The following is a 23,976-nucleotide window of genomic DNA, read 5'->3' as shown; positions in this document are numbered from 1 at the left end:
ACACTCTCGAAACGGTCTTTTGACCATGATCTTAGGATTAACAATTGCGCTTAGTATATACCTAACTCAGTGAGAGGGGCAGTATTGGCGAATCGACCTAAGCCGGTTTTTTACTTAGCCAGCGCCTTTATTTCGCAGGGCTTGTGAGCATAATCATCGAGATGACTATTGAAAATCACTTAACTTACCTATATTTAACATAGACGTGATTATTAAATTTCAAACGAACTCGTCAGTTCGCTTTGTGCAAACATAAGGAATGCATTATGTCTAATCCGCTTCTTACCTTTACCGACTTACCGCCTTTCTCTCAGATCAAACCTGAGCATATCAAGCCTGCAGTCGAGCAAGCGATTAGCGATTGCCGTGACAAGATTGAGCAAGTAATGGCAAACGCTAGTGAGCCAACTTGGGAGTCTGTTGTTGCGCCAATTGAAGAGATGGATGATCGCCTAAGCCGCATTTGGTCACCAGTGAGCCATATGAACTCAGTGGTGAACAGCGATGAGTTGCGCGAAGCGTACGAAAGCTGCCTACCAATTCTGTCTGAGTACGGTACTTGGGTTGGTCAGCACAAAGGTTTGTTTGATGCTTACAAAGCGATCAAGAGTAGCGATGCCTTTGCTACATTAAGCCAAGCGCAGCAAAAAACCATTACCGATTCACTGCGTGACTTTGAATTGTCGGGTATTGGTTTACCAGCTGAAGAGCAGCGTCGTTACGGCGAGATCAGCAAACGTATGTCTGAGCTCGGCTCGCAATTCTCTAACAATGTGCTCGATGCAACCATGGGTTGGACTAAGCACATTACAGACGAGAAAGCGTTAGCGGGTATGCCAGAGTCTGCACTCGCTGCAGCGCAAGCCGCCGCGCAAGCGAAAGAGCTTGATGGCTACCTACTGACATTAGATATTCCATCTTATCTGCCCGTGATGACTTACTGTGATAATCAAGCGCTGCGCCAAGAGTTGTACGAAGCGTACGTAACGCGCGCGTCTGATCGTGGTCCAAACGCAGGTAAATGGGACAACAGTGAAATCATCGCCGAGAAGCTGAAACTGCGTCATGAAATTGCACGTATGCTCGGCTTTGGCACTTACAGTGAAAAATCACTGGCAACCAAAATGGCGGAAACGCCAGAGCAGGTACTGGGCTTCCTCAATGACTTAGCCACCAAAGCAAAACCGCAAGGTGAGCGCGAAGTGGAAGAGTTGCGTCAATTTGCTCAAAGTGAATTTGGTGTCTCTGAGCTCAACCTTTGGGATATTGCTTACTACAGCGAAAAACAGAAGCAGCACTTATTCCAAATTTCTGATGAAGAGCTGCGTCCATACTTCCCAGAGCAGAAAGCCGTGAGTGGTCTGTTTGAAGTATTGAACCGCGTCTTCGGTATGACAGTGACCGAGCGTCAAGGGGTTGATACTTGGCATGAGTCAGTGCGTTTCTTCGATATCTTCGATAGTGAGAAGACACTGCGTGGTAGCTTCTATCTTGATTTGTACGCGCGCGAGCACAAACGTGGCGGTGCTTGGATGGATGACTGCCGTGGTCGCCGTATCACACTGGATGGTGAACTACAGACCCCAGTGGCGTACCTAACCTGTAACTTCAATAAACCGGTCGGTGATAAGCCAGCGCTCTTTACTCATGATGAGTTAGTGACGCTATTCCACGAGTTTGGTCATGGTATCCACCATATGCTAACGCAAGTGAATACTGGTGCAGTGTCAGGTATCAATGGCGTACCATGGGATGCGGTAGAGCTACCAAGTCAGTTCCTAGAAAACTGGTGCTGGGAAGAAGAAGCGCTAGCGTTTATCTCTGGTCACTATGAGACCGGTGAGCCACTACCAAAAGAGATGCTCGATAAAATGCTCGCGGCGAAGAACTTCCAATCGGCGATGTTTATTCTGCGTCAGTTAGAGTTTGGCTTGTTTGATTTCACGCTACACACAGAATATGACCCAGAAGTAGGTCCACGCGTGCTAGAAACGTTAGCTGAAGTGAAGTCGAAAGTTGCCGTACTACCAGGTCTAGAGTGGAACCGTTTCTCGCACAGCTTTAGCCATATTTTTGCAGGTGGTTACAGCGCAGGTTACTACAGCTACCTATGGGCAGAAGTGCTTTCTTCAGATGCGTTCTCACGCTTTGAAGAGGAAGGTATCTTTAACAAAGAGACTGGACAAAGCTTCCTCAATAACATCCTAGAGATGGGTGGCAGTGAAGAGCCGATGGAGCTGTTTAAGCGTTTCCGTGGCAGAGAGCCGGAGATTGATGCTTTGTTACGTCATTCAGGTATCCTAGCCTAACCCTGCCTATTTGGCGCTGTAGCGTTGTTGTCCTGCGCTCGCAAACCTCATCACATAGTTTGTCTATGTTCAGAGGCTTTGCTCCTTGGACGCCTAGCTACAACGCCAACTAGTTTGGCTTGGCAATTGGTTTGCCAAGTCAGTGTGAAGCAGTTTCACTTCTAGTCACTGTTCTTAAAAGAATGGTTTTCTATGCTCCTAGACAGTGAAACTTTGCTGCCTAGCAGAAACTCTCAACTGCTGTGAGAATTGCCAGGTTTAGTGAGGCTTTGCTTCTTGGACGCCTAGCTACAACGCCAATTAGTTTGGCTTAGTGTTGAATTAGATTGATTAGAAATATTAAAGCCTTCCGATTGGAAGGCTTTTTTGTATATGGAGGGTAGGGGGTTAGTTTTGCAACTTAGCTTTAAGCAGTTTATCGAGGGATATTGGACCGGGTCCCCAAACGATGACAATTAAGATCATCAAGCCCCACAGCTGGTGGTCATAGAAGCCTTTTTCCCACAGTAATGGGTAAGAGACCACTGCGATAATATTGAAGACAAACAAGATGGCTGCCATTGGGCGAGTGAGTAAGCCGAATGCGAGAAATACGGGCAGGATAAGCTCGGCGGCAGTGCCCATATACGCGGCTAATTCCCAAGGCAACAGTGGCACTTGGTATTCCAACTCAAACAGGTAGAGGGTGCTATCCCATGAGCTGATTTTGATCAGACCGGAATTAAAAAACACCCAAGCGACCCACAAACGGCAAAACAGTAACAGGAGTGGAACGAACACACATTGCAATTTGCCGATCAGATCATCATAGGTCTCAAGCATGGTTTTGGTGGTCATGGTGTTCTCCTTAACTTGGGTTTGATTGTTGGGATAAGGAAAATCCAGCAATCAAATTGAGTTCAATCAGTTGATTGAGGGCGGTGAGATAAACGGGGTCGATTTCTTGTAAGGTGAACCCTTTAGCGATGCTGGTAAGCAGTTGATAGACCTCTTCTTCAACCGCAAGATTCCAGGATTCTCCTGCTTGATTGCAAGCACATACACCTTGTTGTGGACGTTGAATATCCAGCTTGGCAAGCTCATCTGGGTTGTGGAAAATCGCTTGATAGAGAGCAAAAGTGGCATAGGCGCTAGTAAATAACACGACATCTGGATAGAGCTGAAAGCGAATTTGACCATGCTGCTCGACAGGTAATGTGGCAAGTTGGTCGAGAGTGTGGCTGCCGAGCGGTTGGCGCGAAAACCTTTGTTGTGTTAAATCCAATCCCCATTCAAAACGAGCCACGTCTCCGATATAAGGAGCGGCTTGGATCACCGTAGGAAAAGTGTTGAGTGACTGGTCAAAATGTTCGCCATAATGGGTAACGTCGCCACTGGTCAAAGGGTAATTAAGCACATGATGGCGCGCGATTTGCGCGAAGCATTCTTCTCCTAATAGTGCCTTCACCATAGGATACGTTGCCTCCAAAACTTCGCTTAAGCTCATCACGAAGTTATTGCGGTAGATCTGCATGCGCTCGTCTGCACTAAAGTGGTCACTGACAATTTGGCACTCTTCACCTTTCGCTTGGTAGTGTAAGGCGCTAGCAAATTGATGTTGCAGCTCAGCAAGCTTCATAGCGCCTCCTTGAATGACTCTTTTGTCTCACAACCAATTAGGATTTGGCTCGCTTTACGAGCCTCGCCGAGCAATACCTCTGGCGTTGGAATATCTAAATCCCACTCAATGAGTGTGTGTCGTGGACCATTGTGGTGAATCCAATTTTGAAATAGTTGCCAAACCTCATCACTGACAGGGCGGCTGTGGGTATCAATCCAAATCTCGCCTTTCTCTAGTTGTTTAACGGTAAAACCTGCCAAATGAATTTCATCGACCGCATGGCTTGGTATGCCGTTGAGGTAAGTTTCGCAGCTAAAGCCATGATTGAAGGCGGAGACATAAATATTGTTAAAATCGAGCAGCAAGCGGCAATCAGTTCTGCGTTGCACTTCAGCGAGAAACTCCCATTCAGTAATGGTGGAGTGGGTGAATTTTACATAGCTCGATGGGTTCTCTACTAGCAGTGGGCGCTTAAGTGCGTCTTGCACTTCCAGCACATTGCGACAAAACACGCTTAAGGCTTCCTCCGTATAGGGAAGAGGGAGTAGGTCGTTAAAATAGTGCCCGCCATTTTCACTCCAACTTAAATGATCAGAGATTAAGATAGGTTCGATTTCATCGACTAAATGACATAGCTGTTTAATGTGCAGCGGATTCACTCGTTCAACGCTACCAAGTGATAAACCAATACCATGACAGCTGATTTGGTAATTATTGCGGATTTGGCGCAGTTGCTGGCGAGCAATTGAATCTGGCTTAAAATAGTTTTCACTGTGGATCTCGAGCCAAGAGAGTTGCGTAGGCTCAGTCAAAAAATAGTCGATATGTGGTGAGCGTAATCCAACTCCGATTGATGGGTGAAAGTGTGTCGTCGTCACGGTTGATCCCTAGCAAAAATGGCGTGAAAGAGATGACGCGCCGTTGAGCTCAGCGCGTCATACAAGACTTAAGCTGACTCTGTGCTACCGCCAACCAGCTTGTCGCATAGGCCTTTAGGAACTACAACGAATGCATCTTTCTGACCATCTTCTTTAGCGGTACCAGCACATGAACTGGTTTTGGTTGCGCAGTCATTTTTACCGGCTTTAGACACGCCATAGCATTTCTCTTTGTCAGCAGCGACCGCTGGTGCTGCCGTTAGCGTACCCATAGCCAATAGACCTGTGATTGCAGCAGTTACAGCTAGATTAGACTTTTTCATAGTAGATTCCTCAGACTGATTTCCTTGATTAAATTTGGCAGACTGTTCAACAGTTTGCTCACCTAATAGGATAGAAAAGCAGCCAGAAAACTTTCATAAAATTTATTTTTGCCAGAAAAATGATGCAAAATTGTTATCTAATTGTTTGATGGATAAGCAATAAAAAAATGGAAAAAATTTCTCGGTTTTCTGCTCATATCACCTAGCTGTTTAGGTTATAATCAACTTTTATGTATAAATAACCAGTAGCTTAGCCATGATGGATCCCTCTTTACTTCTCGACGGTCTAAACGATAAACAGCGTGAAGCCGTTGCAGCTCCAATTGAAAACCTGCTTGTTCTTGCTGGAGCAGGGAGTGGTAAAACTCGTGTGCTTGTTCACCGAATTGCTTGGCTGATGTCTGTTGAGCAAGCGTCGCCGTTCTCGATTATGTCGGTAACCTTTACCAACAAAGCTGCAGCGGAAATGCGCGGGCGTATCGAAGAGTTGATGATGGGCAGTGCATCGGGCATGTGGAATGGTACTTTCCATGGTATCTGCCATCGTATTCTGCGTGCTCACTATCTAGACGCTAAGCTACCGGAAGATTTCCAAATCATTGATAGCGATGATCAGCAGCGCTTGCTCAAGCGTTTGATCAAAGCGCAAAACTTGGATGAAAAGCAGTGGCCACCTCGCCAAGTTTGCTGGTGGATTAACGGCAAGAAAGATGAAGGTCTGCGTCCGCAGCACATTGATGCTTATCATGATCCTGTGACCAAGACCTATTTGCAGCTTTATAGTGCTTATCAGGAAGCGTGCGATCGTGCTGGCTTAGTCGATTTTGCTGAGATCTTGCTACGAACTCACGAGTTATTACGTGATAAGACGGCAATTCGTGAACACTACCAAGCGCGCTTTAAGCATATTTTGGTCGACGAATTTCAAGATACCAACAATATCCAATACGCTTGGCTACGCATGATGGCAGGTCCAGATACGCGCGTGATGATCGTTGGTGATGATGACCAATCTATCTACGGTTGGCGCGGGGCGAAAATTGAGAATATTGAAAAATTCACCCTTGAGTTTCCAAGTGTAAATACCATTCGTTTGGAGCAAAACTACCGTTCGACCAAAACCATTCTAGAAGCCTCGAACACTCTGATCGCTAACAACACTGAGCGTATGGGTAAAGAGCTATGGACTGACGGCAATGTTGGTGAGCCGATTTCTGTTTATGCCGCTTATAACGAGTTAGATGAAGCGCGCTTTGCAGTTGGTAAGGTAAAAGAGTGGCAAGACAAAGGTGGAGCGCTGAACGATACGGCAATGCTGTACCGTAATAACGCCCAGTCACGTGTGCTGGAAGAAGCCTTGCTGCAAGCGGGTCTACCGTACCGAATTTATGGCGGGATGCGATTCTTCGAACGCCAAGAAATCCGTGACGCATTAGGTTATATGCGCCTGATTAATAACCGTGATAATGATGCGGCGTTTGAGCGTATTGTGAATACACCGACGCGCGGTTTGGGTGATAAAACCTTAGAGACGGTTCGATTTGCTGCGCGTGATCGTGGTTGTACCTTATGGGAAGCCAGTATCGCTCTGATTGATGAGCAAGTTCTGACAGGGCGTGCTGCTGGTGCACTAAGCCGCTTTATTGAGTTGATCAATGCACTGGAAGATGACACTTGTGAAATGCCAATGCATCAACAAACTGACCATGTGATCAAATACTCGGGCTTGTTTGCAATGTATGAACAAGAGAAAGGCGAAAAGTCTAAAGCGCGTATTGAGAACTTGGAAGAATTGGTAACAGCAACGCGCCAGTTCGAAAAACCTGAAGAAGCGGACGAGATGAGTGAACTCACTGCTTTCTTAACTCATGCTGCATTAGAAGCCGGTGAAGGTCAGGCGGATGAGTTTGAAGATGCGGTGCAGCTAATGACGCTACACAGTGCAAAAGGTCTAGAGTTCCCAATGGTGTTTATGGTTGGCGTCGAAGAGGGGATGTTCCCAAGCCAAATGTCAGCAGAAGAGGCAGGTCGTTTGGAAGAGGAGCGCCGTCTTTGCTATGTAGGCATGACTCGTGCGATGGAAAAACTCTACATCACTTACGCTGAGATGCGCCGTTTGTATGGCCAAGATAAGTACCATAAACCGTCACGCTTTATTAAAGAGTTGCCAGAAAGTTGCTTAGATGAAGTGCGTATGAAAGCGCAAGTGAGCCGCCCAACTAGCTCTGGTCGCTTTAGCCAAACTGTGGTGAAAGAGAACTTCAACGAAACAGGTTTTAGCCTAGGCTCTCGCGTGCTACACCCGAAATTTGGTGAAGGTACCATCATTAATTTTGAAGGCAGTGGTCCACAAAGCCGTGTGCAAGTCGCCTTCAATGGTGAAGGCATTAAGTGGTTAGTCACCGCTTATGCTCGATTAGAAAAACTCTAATTAGCAGACATGATTGAATTAAAAAGGCGTGCTTCGGCACGCTTTTTTAGTATTTGGCCTATGGGTGTTCAAAAGCTCAAAAAGCTGTACACCAAGCATTGGGTGTTAATTAACTTATTGTTATTAATTCATTTAGTCTATTCAATCTTAACTGCTCTAATTCGCTTATCTAGAGCTAAAAACTTTTTAGCTGTACAGATTTAGCTGGTCGTATTGAGCAATGGTTTGTGGCAAAAGATGGCTATTCCGAATAGGGAGCTTGAGTAGTGCTCTACTGTAAAATTCGATGTGCTGCCTACTAATTTATTTGTAGGTAATTTTGTCGATTATTCTCGTCTTAGAACGTGACACTTCAAAGTAGAGGGGATTTTAGCAAGGCGATAAATAAGTGAATCCCCTGAGCAAAACCGTACCTACCAATCTATTTGCAGCTGATGCTAGGCGGCAATTGAACGACATCCCTGAGCATAGTTTGCTATGTGATGGGAAGAGCGAAAGCAGCCAACAACGCAGCAGCAAGAAATAGGCAGGTAGAAGAAAAAGAAAAACCCCGAGGGCCAAGGCCCATCGGGGTTATAGTCTTACTCGCAGCAATCCGGCTACTAAAAGTGCTCCATGCATCAAATCCATGATAGTGTGCTGTATTCCTTCAGCATAATCCTTTCGTCGCCGTCCTAGCGGTGTCCTTGACCTTATCCTGGTCTGCTAACAATCCTCGTTAGCTCTCATCACTTGGTCCCTGAGCGGTGTCCATGACATCATCCTGATGTTCAGTCCTTGCCTCGTCCAGAGGTGTCCATTTCCCATCCTTAGTAGCAACCATCCTAGTCACTATTGCGTCCGTTCAATGTCCAATTTGCTTTCCATGCCGACTATTCATCCTGAATAACCGTATCTTCTTCCTGAAGATTACCTAATCCTTGGTAATTTCCTGTTCCGTGTCAGTATCCTTCCGACAGGGTTAATATTACGTCTTTCTCACTTTAGAACAATCTAGCTAAATCGCTTATTTTTCTTAATAACTGTTCAAATATAAATCAATACTAATAATTACAATGACTTAAAAATTGCTCTCTTCTCTTTTCTGCGCAACGATCCGATATATCCGCATCCTTTTGTAAGAGATCTCGCACAAGGATGCGGGCAGATCGATGATCGACTATCCGATTAGCAAGGTGGTGATATCTGCTATAGAGCTAAATAAAATAGTAAAACCAATCACTGAGAACATAATTCCGCACGCAGCATCGATATATTTGGCTGCATTTTGCATTTTCTTTTGCAGTCTAGAGCTGGAAAGTAGCCAAGCAAGAAGAGAAAACCATACCAATGACAATCCCCACAAAATTACTAGTGCGATACCTTTTCCACCCCAAGACATACCAGCAGGCACTAAGCTCGACATTAGGCTGACAAAAAACACTAGCGCTTTAGGATTAAGAATATTGGTGGCAAAACCGCGTGAAAACGCTTGGCGTTTGCTGGCTAACAGGTAATGACCAGATGTCGCGAGATCGTTGGGTTCGCCTTGTGGGGCATTTCGGCTTTGCCATAACCCATATAAAGCGCCAAAGCCTAAGTAAAGTAAGTAACTTCCGCCCAACAATTGCACAATCGCAAACAAGCCAGGATGTTGCTGGACCAGATAACTAACCCCCGTCAGGCTAAAGATGGAATGCAGCAGAATGCCGAACGAGAGGCCAAGTGCGATATACAGACCGGTTTGGCGACCATAGCGAGTGGTGTTTTGTACCACTAAAGCAAAGTCAGGACCGGGACTCATTAAGGCGATCCAGTGAACCGACGCCAAGGTAGCAAGAATAGTAATTTCGTTCATAACAACATTTCTATATCAGCAACGTGCGTTGCTGTTTGATTAAGTAAATAGAGATGGGGTTATTATCGGGCGTTACAGCAAGCAAAGCTTGTAAATTATGATCACTGCTTTTGCGAGATACTACGGAGCGACTTGCTTGGGGGTGACGCCGAAATTAGTTTTAAAAGCTTTCGTAAAGTGGGCGTGGTCGTAGAAACCAACGTGGTGAGCGACCTGAGTGGCGCTTTGACCTTCACGCAGCAATTTCATCGCGTATTCGAGACGCAGGCGAGTTAGCCATGCGTATGGCGTAATCCCCATTTGGGCTTTGAAATGGCGTTGAAACTGAGTTGGGGTCAATTCGCACAGAGTCGCCAGTTGTTCGAGCCTAATTGGTTGGTCGATATGCTGCCAAATAAACTCTTTAAGAATCTCGGTGGATTGTGTACCTAATTTTTGTACTTGCAGAGGCTGACCATAGCCGTAGTGTTTGAACAGCTGTTCAAACCCTTCCAGCGGTAGGCAATCTTTGGCGAGTTGGCTGAGGTTGTCGCTGGCGAGCAACTGATGGAGTTGGTAAAGCTGCTTGAATATCGCCGGATCACTGAGCACGGATTGGCGGAAGGTCACAATCTGTTTGTCCTCTTTATCACTCGCCAGATCTGAGAACCAGTGTGGATCAAGAGAAAAAACTTTGGTGTGGTAGCCACTGTCCAATACCGAATGACCATCATGTAGCTCGTCAGGCTGCATGATCACTACTTGTCCTTGTCCTACGTGATGGGCAGTGCCTTGGTGATGAAACTTCTGTTCGCCTTGCGTTATCAAACCAATATGAAAATCGAGATGATAGTGGCGCTGAAAGCTAAAATGCTGGTAGCGCGCATCAATCAAATTGATCGATTCATTGATGGTATTGCGATAATTGGCGTGTTCCATAATAAAAAAGCTTGGTGAAATTATCACCAAGCTTATCGTTGAAGGTTTGCTTTGTCTTGTAAAAAACGATCAGACGTTAGCGATTATTGACGCTGTTTTGTGCTTGAGCGGCTTTCTTGTTACGGCGGCTATTGCGTAAGCCGTCAAAACTAAACACCACCAAAGCGCCCCAGATAAAGACGAAAGTTAACGCTTTATCCAGTGAGAATGCCTCGCCATATACTGCGACTGCAAGTAGGAACATTAAGCTTGGACCGATGTATTGGAAAAAGCCGAGTGTTGAGAGTTTCAAACGCGTTGCAGCTCCCGTAAAACACAGCAATGGTAAGGTCGTGATGACGCCCGCTGCGATCAGCAGCAGATTGAGGCTCATTGGGTTCTGAGTAAAGTCTGAAGTGGCTGAGTCGGCAATCCACAAGACATAGATCAGCGCAGCAGGTAGCAGTACCAAAGTCTCAATAAATAATCCCGTTTGTGCATTGACGCTCACTTTCTTGCGCAGTAGCCCGTAAAAGCCAAAAGTACAGGCAAGGGCAATCGCAACCAGCGGTACAGAGCCAAAAGCAATCAACTGAATCAATACGCCAGCAGCGGCTAGCGCAACCGCAACCCATTGCAGCTTGCGTAAACGCTCGCCGAGAAATAGCATACCTAACAACACGTTAATCAGTGGGTTGATGTAGTAGCCCAAGCTGGCATCTAGCATATGGTTGGCGTTGACCGCCCAAATGAAAATAAGCCAGTTAACCCCAATGAGAATCGCTGATGTGGTTAAATAAATTAGCTTGCGTTTGTCGCAAAAAATGTCTCGAACCGATCGCCAATGGCGACCAAAATGGAGTAACGCGGCAAGCAAAAAAAACGACCAAATGACACGATGGCTTAGGATTTCTAGCGCTGGAACAGCACCTAAGGCTTTGAAGTATATCGGTGCAATTCCCCACATGGTGTAGGCACTGATAGCCAGTAAAACGCCTTGGCGCGATCGTTGTTGCTCTTCTTCTGTTGTCATACAAAGATCACTGTTTGAATAAGATAGGAACGGATTTGCCAGTATAAGATCCGGTTAAGAATTCTCCTAACATTTGCAGTTTAATTCACCATCATTCCCCACTACAATGTGCCCCCAACCTCATTATGAGAAAACAGAGAGATTCAATGACCTCAACATTGCTTGCCCAATCTGACGAACAGTCGCTTATCACTGCACAAAATGTGCTTGAGCAAGTGTTCGGCTATCAAAAATTTCGCAGTGGGCAAGAGCAGGTGATTGAATCAGCCATTGAAGGGCGTGACAGCTTAGTCATCATGCCGACCGGTGGCGGTAAATCGCTTTGTTATCAAATTCCAGCGTTAGTACGCAGCGGGCTGACTTTAGTTATTTCACCATTGATTTCATTGATGAAAGACCAAGTCGATCAGCTTAAAGCCAATGGTGTTGCGGCGGAGTGTGTCAACTCGACGATGTCGCGAGAAGAGTTGATTTCTGTCTATAACCGCATGCACAGTGGCAATCTCAAGTTGGTGTATGTCTCGCCTGAGCGCGTGTTAATGCGTGATTTTATTGAGCGTTTAGAAAGCTTGCCGCTGAGTATGATCGCTGTCGATGAAGCGCATTGTATTTCTCAATGGGGGCATGATTTCCGACCAGAATATGCCTCACTTGGTCAGCTTAAACAGCATTTTCCTTATGTACCTGTGATGGCATTAACGGCAACGGCTGACGATGCGACGCGCAAAGACATTATGAGCCGTCTGCAATTGAATCAGCCGCACGAATATTTGGGCAGTTTTGACCGCCCGAACATTCGCTATACCTTGCTCGAAAAGCATAAACCCGTCTCGCAGATCATTCGTTACCTCGATACACAAAAAGGCAATTGCGGCATCATTTATTGCGGTAGCCGTAAGAAGGTTGAGATGTTGACGGAGAAACTGTGCAACAACCACATTCGTGCAGCCAGTTACCATGCGGGTATGGACGCCGATGAGCGTGCATACGTGCAAGAAGCGTTTCAGCGCGATGATATTCAGATTGTGGTGGCGACAGTTGCCTTTGGTATGGGGATCAATAAACCCAACGTGCGTTTTGTGGTGCATTTTGATATCCCGCGTAACATTGAATCTTACTACCAAGAGACTGGGCGTGCAGGACGTGATGGTTTACCCGCAGAAGCGATGATGTTGTATGACCCGGCAGATATAGGTTGGCTGCGTCGTATGCTCGACGAAAAAGACGACGGACCACAAAAGCAAGTGGAAGCGCATAAACTCAATGCCATGAGTGCTTTTGCCGAAGCGCAGACTTGTCGTCGTCAGGTGCTATTAAATTATTTTGGCGAATATCGTGATAAGCCGTGTGGTAACTGCGATATTTGTTTAGATCCGCCTAAGCATTTTGATGCAACCCAAGAGGCACAAAAAGCGCTTTCTTGCGTTTACCGCGTTAATCAAAGTTTCGGCATTGGCTACGTGGTTGAAGTGCTGCGAGGCATGCAGAACATTCGTATACGTGAGCATGGGCACGATAAAATCTCCACCTATGGCTTGGGGCGTGATCATAGCCATGACTATTGGGTGAGCATTTTCCGCCAATTGATCCATAAGGGGATGCTGTTTCAAAACATCACGCGTAATTCGACATTGCAACTAACTGAAGAGGCGCGTCCTCTGCTGCGTGGCGAGATGAGTTTAGAGTTAGCCGTGCCAAGATTAGATACGGCAGTTAGAGCCGCGAAATCCGACAAACTGACCAGTAAAAATTACGATAAGAAGCTATTTGCTAAATTGCGTAAGCTGCGTAAGTCGATTGCCGATGAAGATGGCTTACCACCTTACGTGGTATTCAGTGATGCGACTTTGATTGATATGGCGGAAATTTTGCCGACTTCGTACGGTGAAATGTTAGCTGTTAATGGTGTCGGTCAGCGTAAGTTAGAGAAATATGCTGACCCATTCTTAGATCTTATTCAGGAGCATATTACTCACCATGGTTAAGCAAACGGATTTTGGCTTGATGGAGTATCAAGCGGAGCAGGGAAGAATCATCGTGCGTGCGCCAAGCTTTGATTTTGATTCCTTTCCCGCCTTGGGTGAACGCCTGCTGACAACTTTGTCGGCGACCGTTGTTGAGAAACAATGCGATGCAGATATTCACTCTTGGTTGATTGATTTTGAAGGCTGCCAGTTGTTCCTTAAAGCGGAACATTACAGTGAAAGTGTCTGGCTTGAATCGCTAGCGGGAGTATCGAACCAAGAAGAACTTGAGTATTTGGCGGGTTTATTTCGCACTGGATTTGATCTGATCTAATTAAGATTATCTGGGTGATTAAAAACCATCTTGCAGCGCAACTTGGTTAATGTATAATCGCCCGCCTTGCTTATTGACGCCAATTGATGCGCCCTAAGCGGTTTTGTTTAACATTGTTGGTAAGAGTTCACTTGGTTAATTTCACTTGAAAAGACTAAGTTGATTCGATTTGGGTTCCCTCACCCCCAAACCAAACTAAAAAGGTATCGCATGAGTAACTTTACCCCTGCGCAGCAGCGCAACGCCCTTATCTATCTAGTTCTGTTTCACCTGATCATCATTGCATCAAGTAACTACCTAGTTCAGCTTCCGTTTACCATCATGGGTTTCCACACCACATGGGGTGCATTCACTTTCCCATTTATTTTCTTGGCAACTGACCTCACCGTACGTATTTTTGGTGCTCAGTTGGCACGTAAAATCATTTTCTTGGTGATGCTTCCAGCCCTAGCTGTATCGTATGGTTTATCGGTGTTGTTCTTTGAAGGGCAGTTCCAAGGTTTTGCTCACTTAGGTGAATTTAACTTGTTTGTGGCACGTATTGCCGCTGCAAGCTTTATGGCTTATTTACTTGGTCAGATCATGGATGTGCACGTCTTTAACCGCTTGCGTCAAATGAAGCAGTGGTGGGTTGCGCCAACGTGTTCAACCTTGTTTGGTAATGCACTCGACACCATCGCTTTCTTTGCTATCGCTTTCTACCAAAGCCCAGATCCATTTATGGCGGAGCACTGGACAGAAATTGCGTTAGTTGATTACGGTTTTAAATTGGTGATTAGCTTGGGCCTGTTTGTACCTATGTATGGTGTGTTATTGAACTACCTAGTTAAGAAGCTAACCGCCACTAACCCTGATTTTAAAATCGTTGGCGCGAATAACTAAATCAGTTAGCTAATTTGGTGTGAGGATTAAGAAAGCCCGAGTTTTTGACTCGGGCTTTTTGTTTGTTCGAGGTTTATTGGCTGATGATGACTAAAGGCCAGCCGATATCGCTTTGACGGTTGGCTTCAATTTCTAGCTCAGCGGCGGTTAGCGGATTTTGTGCTAACCAAGCGGCAGAGATAGACAGTTTGAGCTTGTCACCTTCAGTTTGCAGTGTAACTTGTGGTTCCAATTCTGGATTGCGGCGGTGGGTAAGCAATACCGCCAAACGCAATAAGCGCAACACTCGTTTGGCGCTGGTACCCGAGATAGCATGTTGCTCGGGTAGGGAGCTTAACTGTTCACGGTAACGACGCGTTAATTCAGCAAGTAAGTGTTTTTGCGCACGGGTATAACCGGGTAAATCCAGATTACGTAGTAAATAGGCGCTGTGCTCACCGCCTTTTTTGAAATCGATGGTTAAACCGATTTCATGCAACTTGGCAGCCGTTTCCAGTAGCACTTTCGCTTGTGATTCAGCTAACCAATCTGCTTGGCATTGTGCGAGTAAACGCGCAGCTAGCGCTGCCACTTGCTCACCATAAAGGGTGTCGATTTGATAACGAGTCTGCACGCTAGTAATGGTGCGAGCGCGAATATCATCTTGCTTTAACTCATCGACCATTTCATACACTAGACCTTCACGCAAAGCGCCGCCGGCTAGTGTCATTGAATCAATTTCGAGTAATTCGAAGATGGCAATTAAGATTGATAGACCGCTTGGGAATACCAAAGCGCGTTCAAGGGTAAGCCCTTCGATCTCAAGCTCTTCTAAATGGTCAGCCAGCATCGCCTGTTTTTGTAGGCGTTTAAGCTTAGCGTGGGTGATCACTTCATCCATGCCTTGTGCCAGCATGATTTCTTGCAGCGCTTGTACTGTGCCAGATGCACCGACACACACATTCCAACCGAGCGTTGTGTATTGCTCAAGGATTGGTTGCAGCGTTTCTTTGGCAGCAGTAATAGCTTGGTTGAAGTTAGAGGCAGTAAGTTGGCGATCTTTAAAGTGGCGCTCTAGCCAAGTAACACAACCCATTTTTAAACTGGTGAGAGCTTTGGCTTCAAATCCTTCACCAATGATCAGTTCCGTACTGGCGCCGCCAATATCAACCACTAAACGGCGACCGCTACCCCCAGAGGTATGTGCAACCCCTTTATAGATAGTTGCCGCTTCTTCTTCGCCACAGATTACCTCAATATCATGACCGAGGATTTGGTTGGCTTTCGTTAAGAAAACATCCACGTTGGTAGCCGTGCGCAACGTTGCTGTGCCGACAATGCGAATGTTTTCTTTCGGGATATCTTGCAGTCGTTCAGCAAATAGACTCAAGCAGTCCCACCCCCTTTGCATGGCTTCTTGGCTCAACGCATTGTTTTCGTTTAACCCAGCAGCAAGGCGCACCTTGCGCTTGATTTTGGCCATGGTTTGAACGCTGCCATCAATGTGACGCACAACGAGCATATGAAAACTGTTCGACCCAAGGTCGATAGCAGCGTAAAGCGGAGAGGGAACAACTTGGCTCATAAACGACTTAAGAATCCTTTTGCTGACGTGGACGAGAGCGATTTGGTTTACGGTTACCAGAACGTGAACCACCGGTATTGGTGCGACGTTGTTGCTGGTTGCGCGTACGCAGACGGATCGGCGCAGGTAAATCCTGAATCAGTGCCGAAGAGTCATAATCTGAAACTGGAATCGCATGTTCAATATATTCTTCGATTGCAGGTAGATTAATCGCGTATTGCTCACACGCAAAGCTAATCGAGTGACCGCTTGCACCTGCACGACCGGTACGACCGATACGGTGTACGTAGTCTTCGCAATCGTCAGGTAAGTCGTAGTTAAATACGTGTGTTACTTGCGGGATGTGCAGACCACGAGCGGCAACGTCGGTTGCAACAAGGAGATCAACTTCGCCACGAGTAAATTGCTCAAGGATGCGCTCACGTTTTTTCTGCGGTACATCACCAGTCAGTAGACCCACGCGGTGTTTGTCTGCCGCAAGGTGACCCCAAATCGATTCACAAACGTGTTTGGTGTTAGCAAAAATGATCGCGCGATCTGGCCATTCTTCTTCGATAAGTGTTTGCAGTAGTGCCATCTTATCTTCGTTAGAAGGGTAGAACAGTTCTTCTTGAATGCGGTGACCTGTTTTTTGTTCAGGTTCAACCACAACCGATTCTGGCTCGTTCATGTGTTCAAATGCTAACTCTTGTACACGGTACGAAAGCGTTGCAGAGAACAGCATGTTCAAACGATCTTTTGGCTCTGGCATACGGCGGAACAAGAAACGAATGTCTTTAATAAAGCCAAGGTCAAACATGCGGTCTGCTTCATCCAGAACCACCGCTTGAATATGGTTAAGGTTAAATACGCGCTGTTTGTGGAAATCGATAATGCGACCAGTAGTACCGATCAGAATATCAACCCCTTGCTCTAGCTTAGACAGTTGCTTCTCATAGCTCTCACCACCGTAGGCAAGCGCAGCTTTAATACCTGTGCTGGCAATTAACGGCTCGGCATCATTAAAGATCTGAATCGCCAATTCACGCGTCGGAGCCATAATAATGGCACGTGGCTGAGTTGGCTTACGACCTTCTAGCTCTGGTGTAGTCAGTAAGTGGTTAAAAGTAGCAGTAAGGAACGCAAGCGTCTTACCAGTACCCGTTTGGGCCTGGCCTGCGATGTCACGGCCGGAGAGCAGGACCGGCAGCGCCTGAGCTTGGATAGGGGTACAAAACTCGAACCCTTTTTGCTCCAAACCCTTTGTAACTTGAGGATGTAACCCCAAATCGGCGAACTTTTGCTCTGTGATGTGCGTCTTCTTCATCGCTATAGAATATCAGCTTAAGCTTGCAATACGAAAGTAAATACATTCCAATAGGGCATCTCAATACTGGTTATCATCCAACCAGTTCCAAAAAACACAGTGGAGTGGAAGATGAGTGATAAAATTTTGCAGCTTACTGATGAAGGTTTTGATAACGATGTAATCAATGCTGCAGGCCCAGTTCTTGTTGATTTTTGGGCAGAGTGGTGTGGTCCTTGTAAGATGATTGCGCCGATTCTGGACGAAATCGCAGAAGAGTACGAAGGCAAACTCACTATCGGAAAATTGAATATCGACCAAAACGCAGGTACTCCACCTAAATTTGGTATTCGTGGTATTCCAACGCTACTTCTTTTCAAAGATGGTAGCGTAGCAGCAACTAAAGTTGGTGCGCTGTCTAAAACTCAATTAAAAGAGTTCTTAGACGCTAACCTATAAGCTCGCTGTAAAAATAAGACCGTACATTTGATCAATGTACGGTTTTGTTTTTGAACGGCAACAAAAGATAGACTAGGCTAGTATTTAGTGCTAATTTATCGCACGTTAATTAAACAGAATTCTCTTCTTGGTCGATCCTGAGACCATATTCCATCTAACTTAAACAACAGATCCTATTTTGACTAAACAAGCATCTACCACAATGAATCTTACAGAACTGAAGAACAGACCTGTTTCTGATCTTGTTAAACTTGGCGAAAGCTTAGGTTTAGAAAACCTGGCACGTCTAAGAAAACAAGACATCATCTTCGCAATCCTGAAAGCTCACGCGAAAAGCGGTGAAGACATTTTTGGTGACGGCGTACTGGAAATTCTTCAAGACGGTTTTGGTTTCCTTCGTAGTGCCGACAGTTCTTACCTAGCTGGTCCTGACGATATTTACGTTTCTCCAAGCCAAATTCGTCGCTTCAACCTACGTACTGGTGACTCTATTGCTGGTAAAATTCGTCCACCAAAAGATGGCGAACGCTACTTTGCTCTATTAAAAGTCAACACCGTAAACGACGACAAGCCAGATAACGCACGTAATAAGATCCTGTTTGAAAACCTAACGCCGCTACATGCAAATGAGCGTATGGTGATGGAACGTGGTAACGGTTCTACCGAAGATATCACGGCTCGTGTTCTAGACCTTGCATCGCCAATTGGTAAAGGTCAGCGTGGTCTGATTGTAGCTCCGCCAAAAGCGGGTAAAACCATGTTGCTACAAAACATCGCGCAAAGTATCGCTTACAACCACCCTGAGTGTGAGTTGATGGTACTTCTAATCGACGAGCGTCCAGAAGAAGTTACTGAGATGCAACGCCTAGTTAAAGGTGAAGTAGTTGCATCGACATTCGATGAGCCAGCTTCTCGTCACGTACAAGTGGCAGAAATGGTTATCGAGAAAGCAAAACGTCTAGTAGAACACAAGAAAGATGTGGTTATCCTACTTGACTCTATTACTCGTCTAGCACGTGCCTACAACACTGTAGTACCTTCATCAGGTAAAGTACTAACCGGTGGTGTGGACGCGAACGCTCTACATCGTCCAAAACGTTTCTTCGGTGCGGCTCGTAACGTAGAAGAAGGCGGTAGCTTAACGATCATCGCAACAGCACTAGTTGATACTGGTTCTAAGATGGATGAAGTAATCTACGAAGAGTTTAAAGGTACAGGTAACATGGAACTGCACCTAAACCGTAAGATTGCTGAAAAACGTGTCTTCCCTGCGATTGATTTCAACCGCTCAGGTACGCGTCGTGAAGAGCTACTGACTAAGACTGATGAGCTACAGAAGATGTGGATCCTACGTAAGATTGTTCACCCAATGGGCGAAATCGATGCGATGGAATTCCTAATCGATAAGCTGGCAATGACGAAAACTAACGACGAATTCTTTGATGCAATGCGTCGTCAGTAATTAAATCAATGCGATAACGCCACCGTTTTTAACGGTGGCGTTTTTGTTTGCATTCTCTTTGTTGTCACTGCACAATGAGAGAGAATGTTACAAGGAGGTTAACATGCAACAAGGAATGTTGTCGTCGCTTCTCCTGTCCCTCTTTTTGGCGCTAGGAGTGCCTCAAGCTATGGCGACCCAGATGACCCCAGAGCGGGTTGAGCTGTGGCGTCAAAGCGATCATATGCAGGCAAAGGTTGCCGAATTTCTGCAGTATGTCATGGAAGATGATGTTGATACGCTCAACTTCTCTCTCGAACGACTCGCTTTTCCGCAACAGGAAGTCGCCCGTTATCTTTTGCTACAAAAACTCGAACAGCAAGACGTTATCTTAACGGCGAAGATGGCTATTTTTGTTGAACAGCAAAAAGCCATGATCCCAACTTATCAAATATTAGAACGTGGCGATGGCTATGAATTTACCACGCCAGCGTTTAATTACCCTGCCATTGCCAGTCGCTTACTCAAGCGTTGGCGCCAAGATCAATCAACCTTAGATTTTGTGATGCAAGCAGAGCGACAAGAGCTCGACTTACGCCAATGGTTAATGGCGGGCTCTGACTATCAAACCCAAACGCGAGAACAGTTGTTAATGCGTGAGCTAGATAGCTTGTCGCCCGAAGCACTGAAAGCCTTAACGGCTCAGTTAACTGACAAAGCGGTCGTGGAGTGGTTACCGCCAGCAGAGGTAATGGTGCGCCTTGCTCAAGTCAGTGAAGATCCGGCAGTGTATAAATTGGTGTGGTTAATGAAGGCGAATCATTACAGTGAGAATGAGTTGATACGCCTGGGTAGTGTGGCGGATGAATTCTCTATTGAGCAGATCATGCAAGCTGCCAGCAACCCAAGCTTAGATGAGCTGGCGATTAAGCAGTTAGTCGGGATCAAACCAATGAGCAACGCGGTTGAAGAGTTTTTGATCGCGAGGATGGGCAGTAATGATGATGCGCCTTTTGTTGCGCGCCAACTTGCTGAGCAAGGTTACTCTAGTTGGCTGGCTGAGTTAGCCAGCAGTGATAAACGCGTTAAGAGTCGTCATTTGCTGAGTGTCCTAAGTCAGTAGCACCGATAAAATACCCACAATGAAAAGAGGGATCGTCGATCCCTCTTTTTTGATATACTGCCTGTAGTTTAACCAGTCAGCAGAAGAGCTATGAGTTTTAAGGACTTACGCGATTTTATTCACCTGTTAGAGCAACAAGGCAAATTAAAACGCATTACTCACCCCACCGACCCTCATTATGAAATGACGGAAATCAGCGATCGCACACTACGTGCGGGCGGTCCGGCATTACTGTTCGAAAACCCAATTGGTTACGATTATCCGGTGTTAACCAATCTCTTTGGTACTGCAGAGCGCGTAGCAATGGGAATGGGACGCAGTGAAGTGAAAGAGTTGCGTGAGGTAGGTAAGTTACTGGCTTACTTAAAAGAGCCTGAGCCACCAAAAGGTTTCAAAGACGCACTTGAGAAACTTCCACTGTTTAAGCAAGTTCTGCACATGCCTGCCAAACGTCTGCGCAATGCCCCTTGTCAGGAAATTGTCTGGCAAGGCGACGATGTTGACCTTGATAAAATACCAGTGATGAGCTGTTGGCAAGATGATGTCGCGCCTTTGCTGACTTGGGGCTTAACCGTGACCAAAGGTCCAAATAAAAAGCGCCAAAATTTAGGTATCTATCGTCAACAGAAGCTGGGTAAGAATAAAATCATCATGCGTTGGCTGGCTCACCGAGGTGGGGCGCTCGATTTGCGTGACTGGATGGAGACTAATCCTGGTCAACCATTCCCGGTATCCGTCGCTTTTGGCGCTGATCCAGCAACGATTCTTGGTGCGGTTACGCCAGTACCCGATACTTTGTCGGAATATGCGTTTGCAGGCTTACTGCGCGGCAGTCGTACTGAAGTGGTGAAATCAGTCAGTAACGATCTTGAAGTACCAGCGAGTGCCGAGATTGTACTAGAAGGTTATATCGACCCGAATGAATTTGCCGATGAAGGTCCTTACGGTGACCATACTGGTTACTATAACGAAAAAGAAAAACATCACGTTTTCACTATTACGCATATCACGATGCGTAATAAGCCAATCTACCACAGCACCTATACCGGTCGTCCGCCTGATGAACCGGCAGTATTGGGGGTGGCATTAAACGAAGTGTTTGTGCCGATATTGCAAAAGCAATTCCCAGAGATTGAAGACTTCTACTTGCCGCCAGAAGGCTGCTCTTATCGTATGGCCGTCGTGACAATGAAGAAACAATACCCGGGTCATGCTAAACGCGTGATGATGGGGGTATGGTCTTTCTTACGTCAGTTCATGTACACCAAGTACGTTATTGTGTGTGATGAATCGGTTGATGCGCGAGATTGGCGCGCTGTGACAAAAGCGATGACGGAACATATGGATCCGGTGCGCGATACCTTGATGATCGAGAACACACCAATCGATTCTCTGGACTTCGCTTCACCTGTGGTGGGCTTAGGTTCGAAAATGGGCTTAGATGCCACGATTAAGTGGGAGGCTGAGTTAGCGTTGACACGCAATGAACCGAAAGCGCCACTAACCAATCCAATCGAGAAAATTGCTGAACTGAAACAGACCATTCCACAGCTATTAGATATCTACCTTCCTGAAGGTGCTATCTCTGGGCAGATGGTTCTGCTTTCTATTGATAAGCAAGCGATAGGGCAAGGTCGCCAAGCAATAGAGGCGGTGTGGTCTGGTTTAGAGGACGTTGTCGATCCTAAGTTTGTGATTGTATGCGACGATGACGTCAATATTCGTGACTGGAATGATGTAATCTGGGCAGTAACCACACGCATGGATCCCGCGCGCGATAGTCTTCTATATACTGAGTCAAAATCAGGCGTAAGTCGCATGGCTTGGGATGCGACCAATAAACTGGGCGATGAAAAACTCAGAGAGTGGGGCATTCCGATTAAGAAGGATCCTGAGTTGGTCGCGAAAATAGATGCAATTTGGCATCAATTGGGAATCGAATGACACACAAGGTTACTTTGCTCCCAAGTCAGGTAGAATTTGAAGTCCCACAAGGGCAAACGGTGTTGGAAGCTGCGCTCAACAATAATATTGGCTTTCCACATCGTTGCCAGGTCGGAGCATGTGCGATGTGCATGTGTAAGAAAGTGTCGGGTGAGGTTAGTTATGACCTTGAACCTATGCTTACCGAACAAGAACAACAACAAGGCTGGATATTTCCCTGTCTAGCTCATACAGAAAGTCATTTAGTCCTTACTTTTGAAGAGTAAGTGAGAGGAACCCATGAGTATTCAATGTAAAGTAAAGTCAATTGAGTCGTTAGCAGCTAATACCTACCGTATTTTGCTTCACCCTGAAAACCCAGTGCCATTTAAAGCGGGTCAATACCTGATGGTTGTTATGGGTGAAAAAGATAAGCGTCCATTTTCTATTGCGAGTAGCCCATGTCGCCATGAAGGCGAGCTTGAGCTTCACATTGGTGCGGCAGAACAGAATGCTTACGCACTTGAAGTCGTTGAAGCAATGAAGTCGGCATTGGCGCAGGACTCTTCAATTACTATTGATGCACCTCATGGTGATGCTTGGGTAAGAGAAGAGAGTGATAATCCGCTTTTACTTATTGCTGGTGGTACAGGGTTTAGCTATGTTCGCTCGATTCTCGATCACTGCATTGCACAAAACAAAGTAAATCCGATTTACCTTTATTGGGGTGCTCGCGATATTAGCCAGTTATACGCAAAAGCAGAGTTGAAAGAAATTGCAGCTAAATACAGTAACGTTCACTTTGTACCGGTAGTAGAAGAGGCAGCTGCGGATTGGCAAGGCAAACTTGGCAACGTACTAGAAGCGGTGAACCAAGATTTCCCAACGCTAGAAAACTACGATATTTACATTGCCGGTCGTTTCGAAATGGCTGGAGCAGCGCGCGAACAGTTTACGCAAAATAAACAGGCGAAAAGTGACAGAATGTTCGCTGATGCCTATGCTTTCATATAGTAATAGCAAGCAATCATTGATTTGAAGAGGGCAAAATGCCCTCTTTTTCGTCGTTTTGATGGTAATTTAAACGAACGGTCACTTTTTTCGATTTTTTTGCAAAAAAGGGTTGCCATAAAAATCCAGCTCCCTATAATGCGCATCCACTGACAGGGCAGACGCCACAAGGCTTCAGCGTTAGTCAGAGAGGTGAAAGCTTCTGAGAAAATAAATTGAAAAAAGTGTTTGACTCTTTCAATTATCTCGTTAGAATGCACCTCCGCTTTGAGAGAAAATCTTAAAGCAAGCTCTTTAACAATATAAACCTATCAATCTGTGTGGGCACTCGTTGATGATAATCCAATTAGAAGCTTCGGCTTCAAATTTGATTTCAATGAACTGAGTGACCAATTCGATACTTAGTATCGGCACAGTCAATTCAACATTACTATGTAATGTTCAGTATTCATTGAGTCACCAAAATCTTAAATTGAAGAGTTTGATCATGGCTCAGATTGAACGCTGGCGGCAGGCCTAACACATGCAAGTCGAGCGGCAGCGACAACATTGAACCTTCGGGGGATTTGTTGGGCGGCGAGCGGCGGACGGGTGAGTAATGCCTAGGAAATTGCCCTGATGTGGGGGATAACCATTGGAAACGATGGCTAATACCGCATGATGCCTACGGGCCAAAGAGGGG

Annotated in this window: 20 protein-coding genes and 1 rRNA gene; 12 read left to right on the top strand and 9 right to left on the bottom strand. The window is 45.9% G+C overall.

Annotated features, from left to right (window positions below; translation table 11 throughout):
- Positions 1-266: 266 nt before the first annotated feature.
- Positions 267-2,309, top strand: coding sequence for an oligopeptidase A (prlC, locus tag DPF93_RS19620; protein WP_114767729.1), 2,043 nt, complete (start codon positions 267-269; stop codon positions 2,307-2,309).
- Between the two features lie 387 nt (positions 2,310-2,696).
- On the opposite strand, the gene DPF93_RS19615 is transcribed toward prlC, so the two are convergent.
- The 4 genes from DPF93_RS19615 to DPF93_RS19600 all read right to left on the bottom strand — a co-directional run bounded on the left by DPF93_RS19615 (position 2,697) and on the right by DPF93_RS19600 (position 5,110).
- Positions 2,697-3,146 carry a DoxX family protein gene (locus DPF93_RS19615; RefSeq protein ID WP_114767728.1) on the bottom strand — a complete coding sequence of 150 codons (450 nt, stop codon included), beginning with the start codon at positions 3,144-3,146 and terminating at the stop codon, positions 2,697-2,699.
- A gap of 10 nt (positions 3,147-3,156) precedes the next feature.
- Positions 3,157-3,927 (bottom strand): HvfC/BufC N-terminal domain-containing protein, encoded by a 771-nt coding sequence (locus DPF93_RS19610; RefSeq protein ID WP_114767727.1) that lies wholly within the window; start codon positions 3,925-3,927, stop codon positions 3,157-3,159.
- On the bottom strand, positions 3,924-4,787 hold the full coding sequence (gene bufB, locus DPF93_RS19605) for an MNIO family bufferin maturase (RefSeq protein WP_114767726.1): 864 nt from the start codon (positions 4,785-4,787) through the stop codon (positions 3,924-3,926). The genes DPF93_RS19610 and bufB overlap by 4 nt, the downstream gene beginning before the upstream one ends.
- A gap of 68 nt (positions 4,788-4,855) precedes the next feature.
- Complete coding sequence (locus DPF93_RS19600; RefSeq protein ID WP_114767725.1) at positions 4,856-5,110, bottom strand: BufA1 family periplasmic bufferin-type metallophore; 255 nt, start codon at positions 5,108-5,110, stop codon at positions 4,856-4,858.
- Between the two features lie 256 nt (positions 5,111-5,366).
- Here DPF93_RS19600 and uvrD point away from each other — a divergent pair, with 256 nt between their 5' ends.
- A complete protein-coding gene (uvrD, locus tag DPF93_RS19595) occupies positions 5,367-7,541 on the top strand; it encodes a DNA helicase II (RefSeq protein ID WP_114767724.1) in 2,175 nt (724 codons plus the stop codon).
- Between the two features lie 1,159 nt (positions 7,542-8,700).
- Here the strand turns inward: uvrD and DPF93_RS19585 are convergent.
- From DPF93_RS19585 to rarD, 3 genes are all read right to left on the bottom strand, one after another.
- Positions 8,701-9,378: a LysE family translocator gene (locus DPF93_RS19585; protein ID WP_114767723.1), complete on the bottom strand. Its 678-nt coding sequence runs from the start codon at positions 9,376-9,378 to the stop codon at positions 8,701-8,703.
- 120 nt (positions 9,379-9,498) lie between these two features.
- The gene (locus DPF93_RS19580; RefSeq protein WP_114767722.1) at positions 9,499-10,296 is read right to left on the bottom strand and encodes a helix-turn-helix transcriptional regulator; all 798 of its coding nucleotides are present in this window, start codon (positions 10,294-10,296) and stop codon (positions 9,499-9,501) included.
- A gap of 76 nt (positions 10,297-10,372) precedes the next feature.
- Positions 10,373-11,308, bottom strand: a complete 936-nt coding sequence (gene rarD / locus DPF93_RS19575; RefSeq protein WP_114767721.1) for an EamA family transporter RarD — start codon at positions 11,306-11,308, stop codon at positions 10,373-10,375.
- Between the two features lie 146 nt (positions 11,309-11,454).
- On the opposite strand from rarD, the gene recQ reads away from it, so the two are divergent.
- The 3 genes from recQ (at position 11,455) to DPF93_RS19560 (ending at position 14,488) form a co-directional block, all read left to right on the top strand.
- Positions 11,455-13,293 carry an ATP-dependent DNA helicase RecQ gene (gene recQ, locus DPF93_RS19570; protein WP_075647751.1) on the top strand — a complete coding sequence of 613 codons (1,839 nt, stop codon included), beginning with the start codon at positions 11,455-11,457 and terminating at the stop codon, positions 13,291-13,293.
- Positions 13,286-13,606: a DUF3630 family protein gene (locus tag DPF93_RS19565; RefSeq protein WP_114767720.1), complete on the top strand. Its 321-nt coding sequence runs from the start codon at positions 13,286-13,288 to the stop codon at positions 13,604-13,606. The genes recQ and DPF93_RS19565 overlap by 8 nt, the downstream gene beginning before the upstream one ends.
- A gap of 210 nt (positions 13,607-13,816) precedes the next feature.
- A complete protein-coding gene (locus DPF93_RS19560) occupies positions 13,817-14,488 on the top strand; it encodes a 7-cyano-7-deazaguanine/7-aminomethyl-7-deazaguanine transporter (protein WP_114767719.1) in 672 nt (223 codons plus the stop codon).
- A gap of 73 nt (positions 14,489-14,561) precedes the next feature.
- On the opposite strand, the gene gppA is transcribed toward DPF93_RS19560, so the two are convergent.
- Together gppA and rhlB are read right to left on the bottom strand one after the other, a co-directional pair.
- Positions 14,562-16,052, bottom strand: a complete 1,491-nt coding sequence (gene gppA / locus DPF93_RS19555; protein ID WP_114767718.1) for a guanosine-5'-triphosphate,3'-diphosphate diphosphatase — start codon at positions 16,050-16,052, stop codon at positions 14,562-14,564.
- A gap of 7 nt (positions 16,053-16,059) precedes the next feature.
- A complete protein-coding gene (gene rhlB, locus DPF93_RS19550; protein ID WP_114767717.1) occupies positions 16,060-17,358 on the bottom strand; it encodes an ATP-dependent RNA helicase RhlB in 1,299 nt (432 codons plus the stop codon).
- A 111-nt stretch (positions 17,359-17,469) separates the two neighbouring features.
- On the opposite strand from rhlB, the gene trxA reads away from it, so the two are divergent.
- From trxA to DPF93_RS19510, 7 genes are all read left to right on the top strand, one after another.
- Positions 17,470-17,796: a thioredoxin TrxA gene (trxA, locus tag DPF93_RS19545; protein WP_075706355.1), complete on the top strand. Its 327-nt coding sequence runs from the start codon at positions 17,470-17,472 to the stop codon at positions 17,794-17,796.
- Between the two features lie 202 nt (positions 17,797-17,998).
- Complete coding sequence (gene rho / locus DPF93_RS19540; RefSeq protein ID WP_114767716.1) at positions 17,999-19,258, top strand: transcription termination factor Rho; 1,260 nt, start codon at positions 17,999-18,001, stop codon at positions 19,256-19,258.
- 103 nt (positions 19,259-19,361) lie between these two features.
- Complete coding sequence (locus DPF93_RS19535; RefSeq protein WP_114767715.1) at positions 19,362-20,360, top strand: hypothetical protein; 999 nt, start codon at positions 19,362-19,364, stop codon at positions 20,358-20,360.
- 90 nt (positions 20,361-20,450) lie between these two features.
- Positions 20,451-22,304 (top strand): 4-hydroxy-3-polyprenylbenzoate decarboxylase, encoded by a 1,854-nt coding sequence (gene ubiD, locus DPF93_RS19530; protein WP_114767714.1) that lies wholly within the window; start codon positions 20,451-20,453, stop codon positions 22,302-22,304.
- Positions 22,301-22,570, top strand: a complete 270-nt coding sequence (locus DPF93_RS19525; protein ID WP_075647760.1) for a 2Fe-2S iron-sulfur cluster-binding protein — start codon at positions 22,301-22,303, stop codon at positions 22,568-22,570. Before ubiD ends, DPF93_RS19525 begins: the two co-directional genes overlap by 4 nt.
- 13 nt (positions 22,571-22,583) lie before the next feature.
- Entirely contained in the window at positions 22,584-23,297 is a 714-nt protein-coding gene (gene fre, locus DPF93_RS19520) for an NAD(P)H-flavin reductase (RefSeq protein ID WP_114767713.1), read from the top strand.
- Positions 23,298-23,763: 466 nt separating this feature from the next.
- Positions 23,764-23,976, top strand: a 16S ribosomal RNA gene (locus tag DPF93_RS19510); the annotation flags it as partial.

The organism is Vibrio rhodolitus (genome assembly GCF_003350325.1).
In the GTDB taxonomy this organism is placed as follows: Bacteria; Pseudomonadota; Gammaproteobacteria; order Enterobacterales; family Vibrionaceae; genus Vibrio; species Vibrio rhodolitus.
The sequence above is the reverse complement of the archived record's forward strand: the minus strand, read 5'-3'. Positions and strand labels throughout refer to the sequence as shown.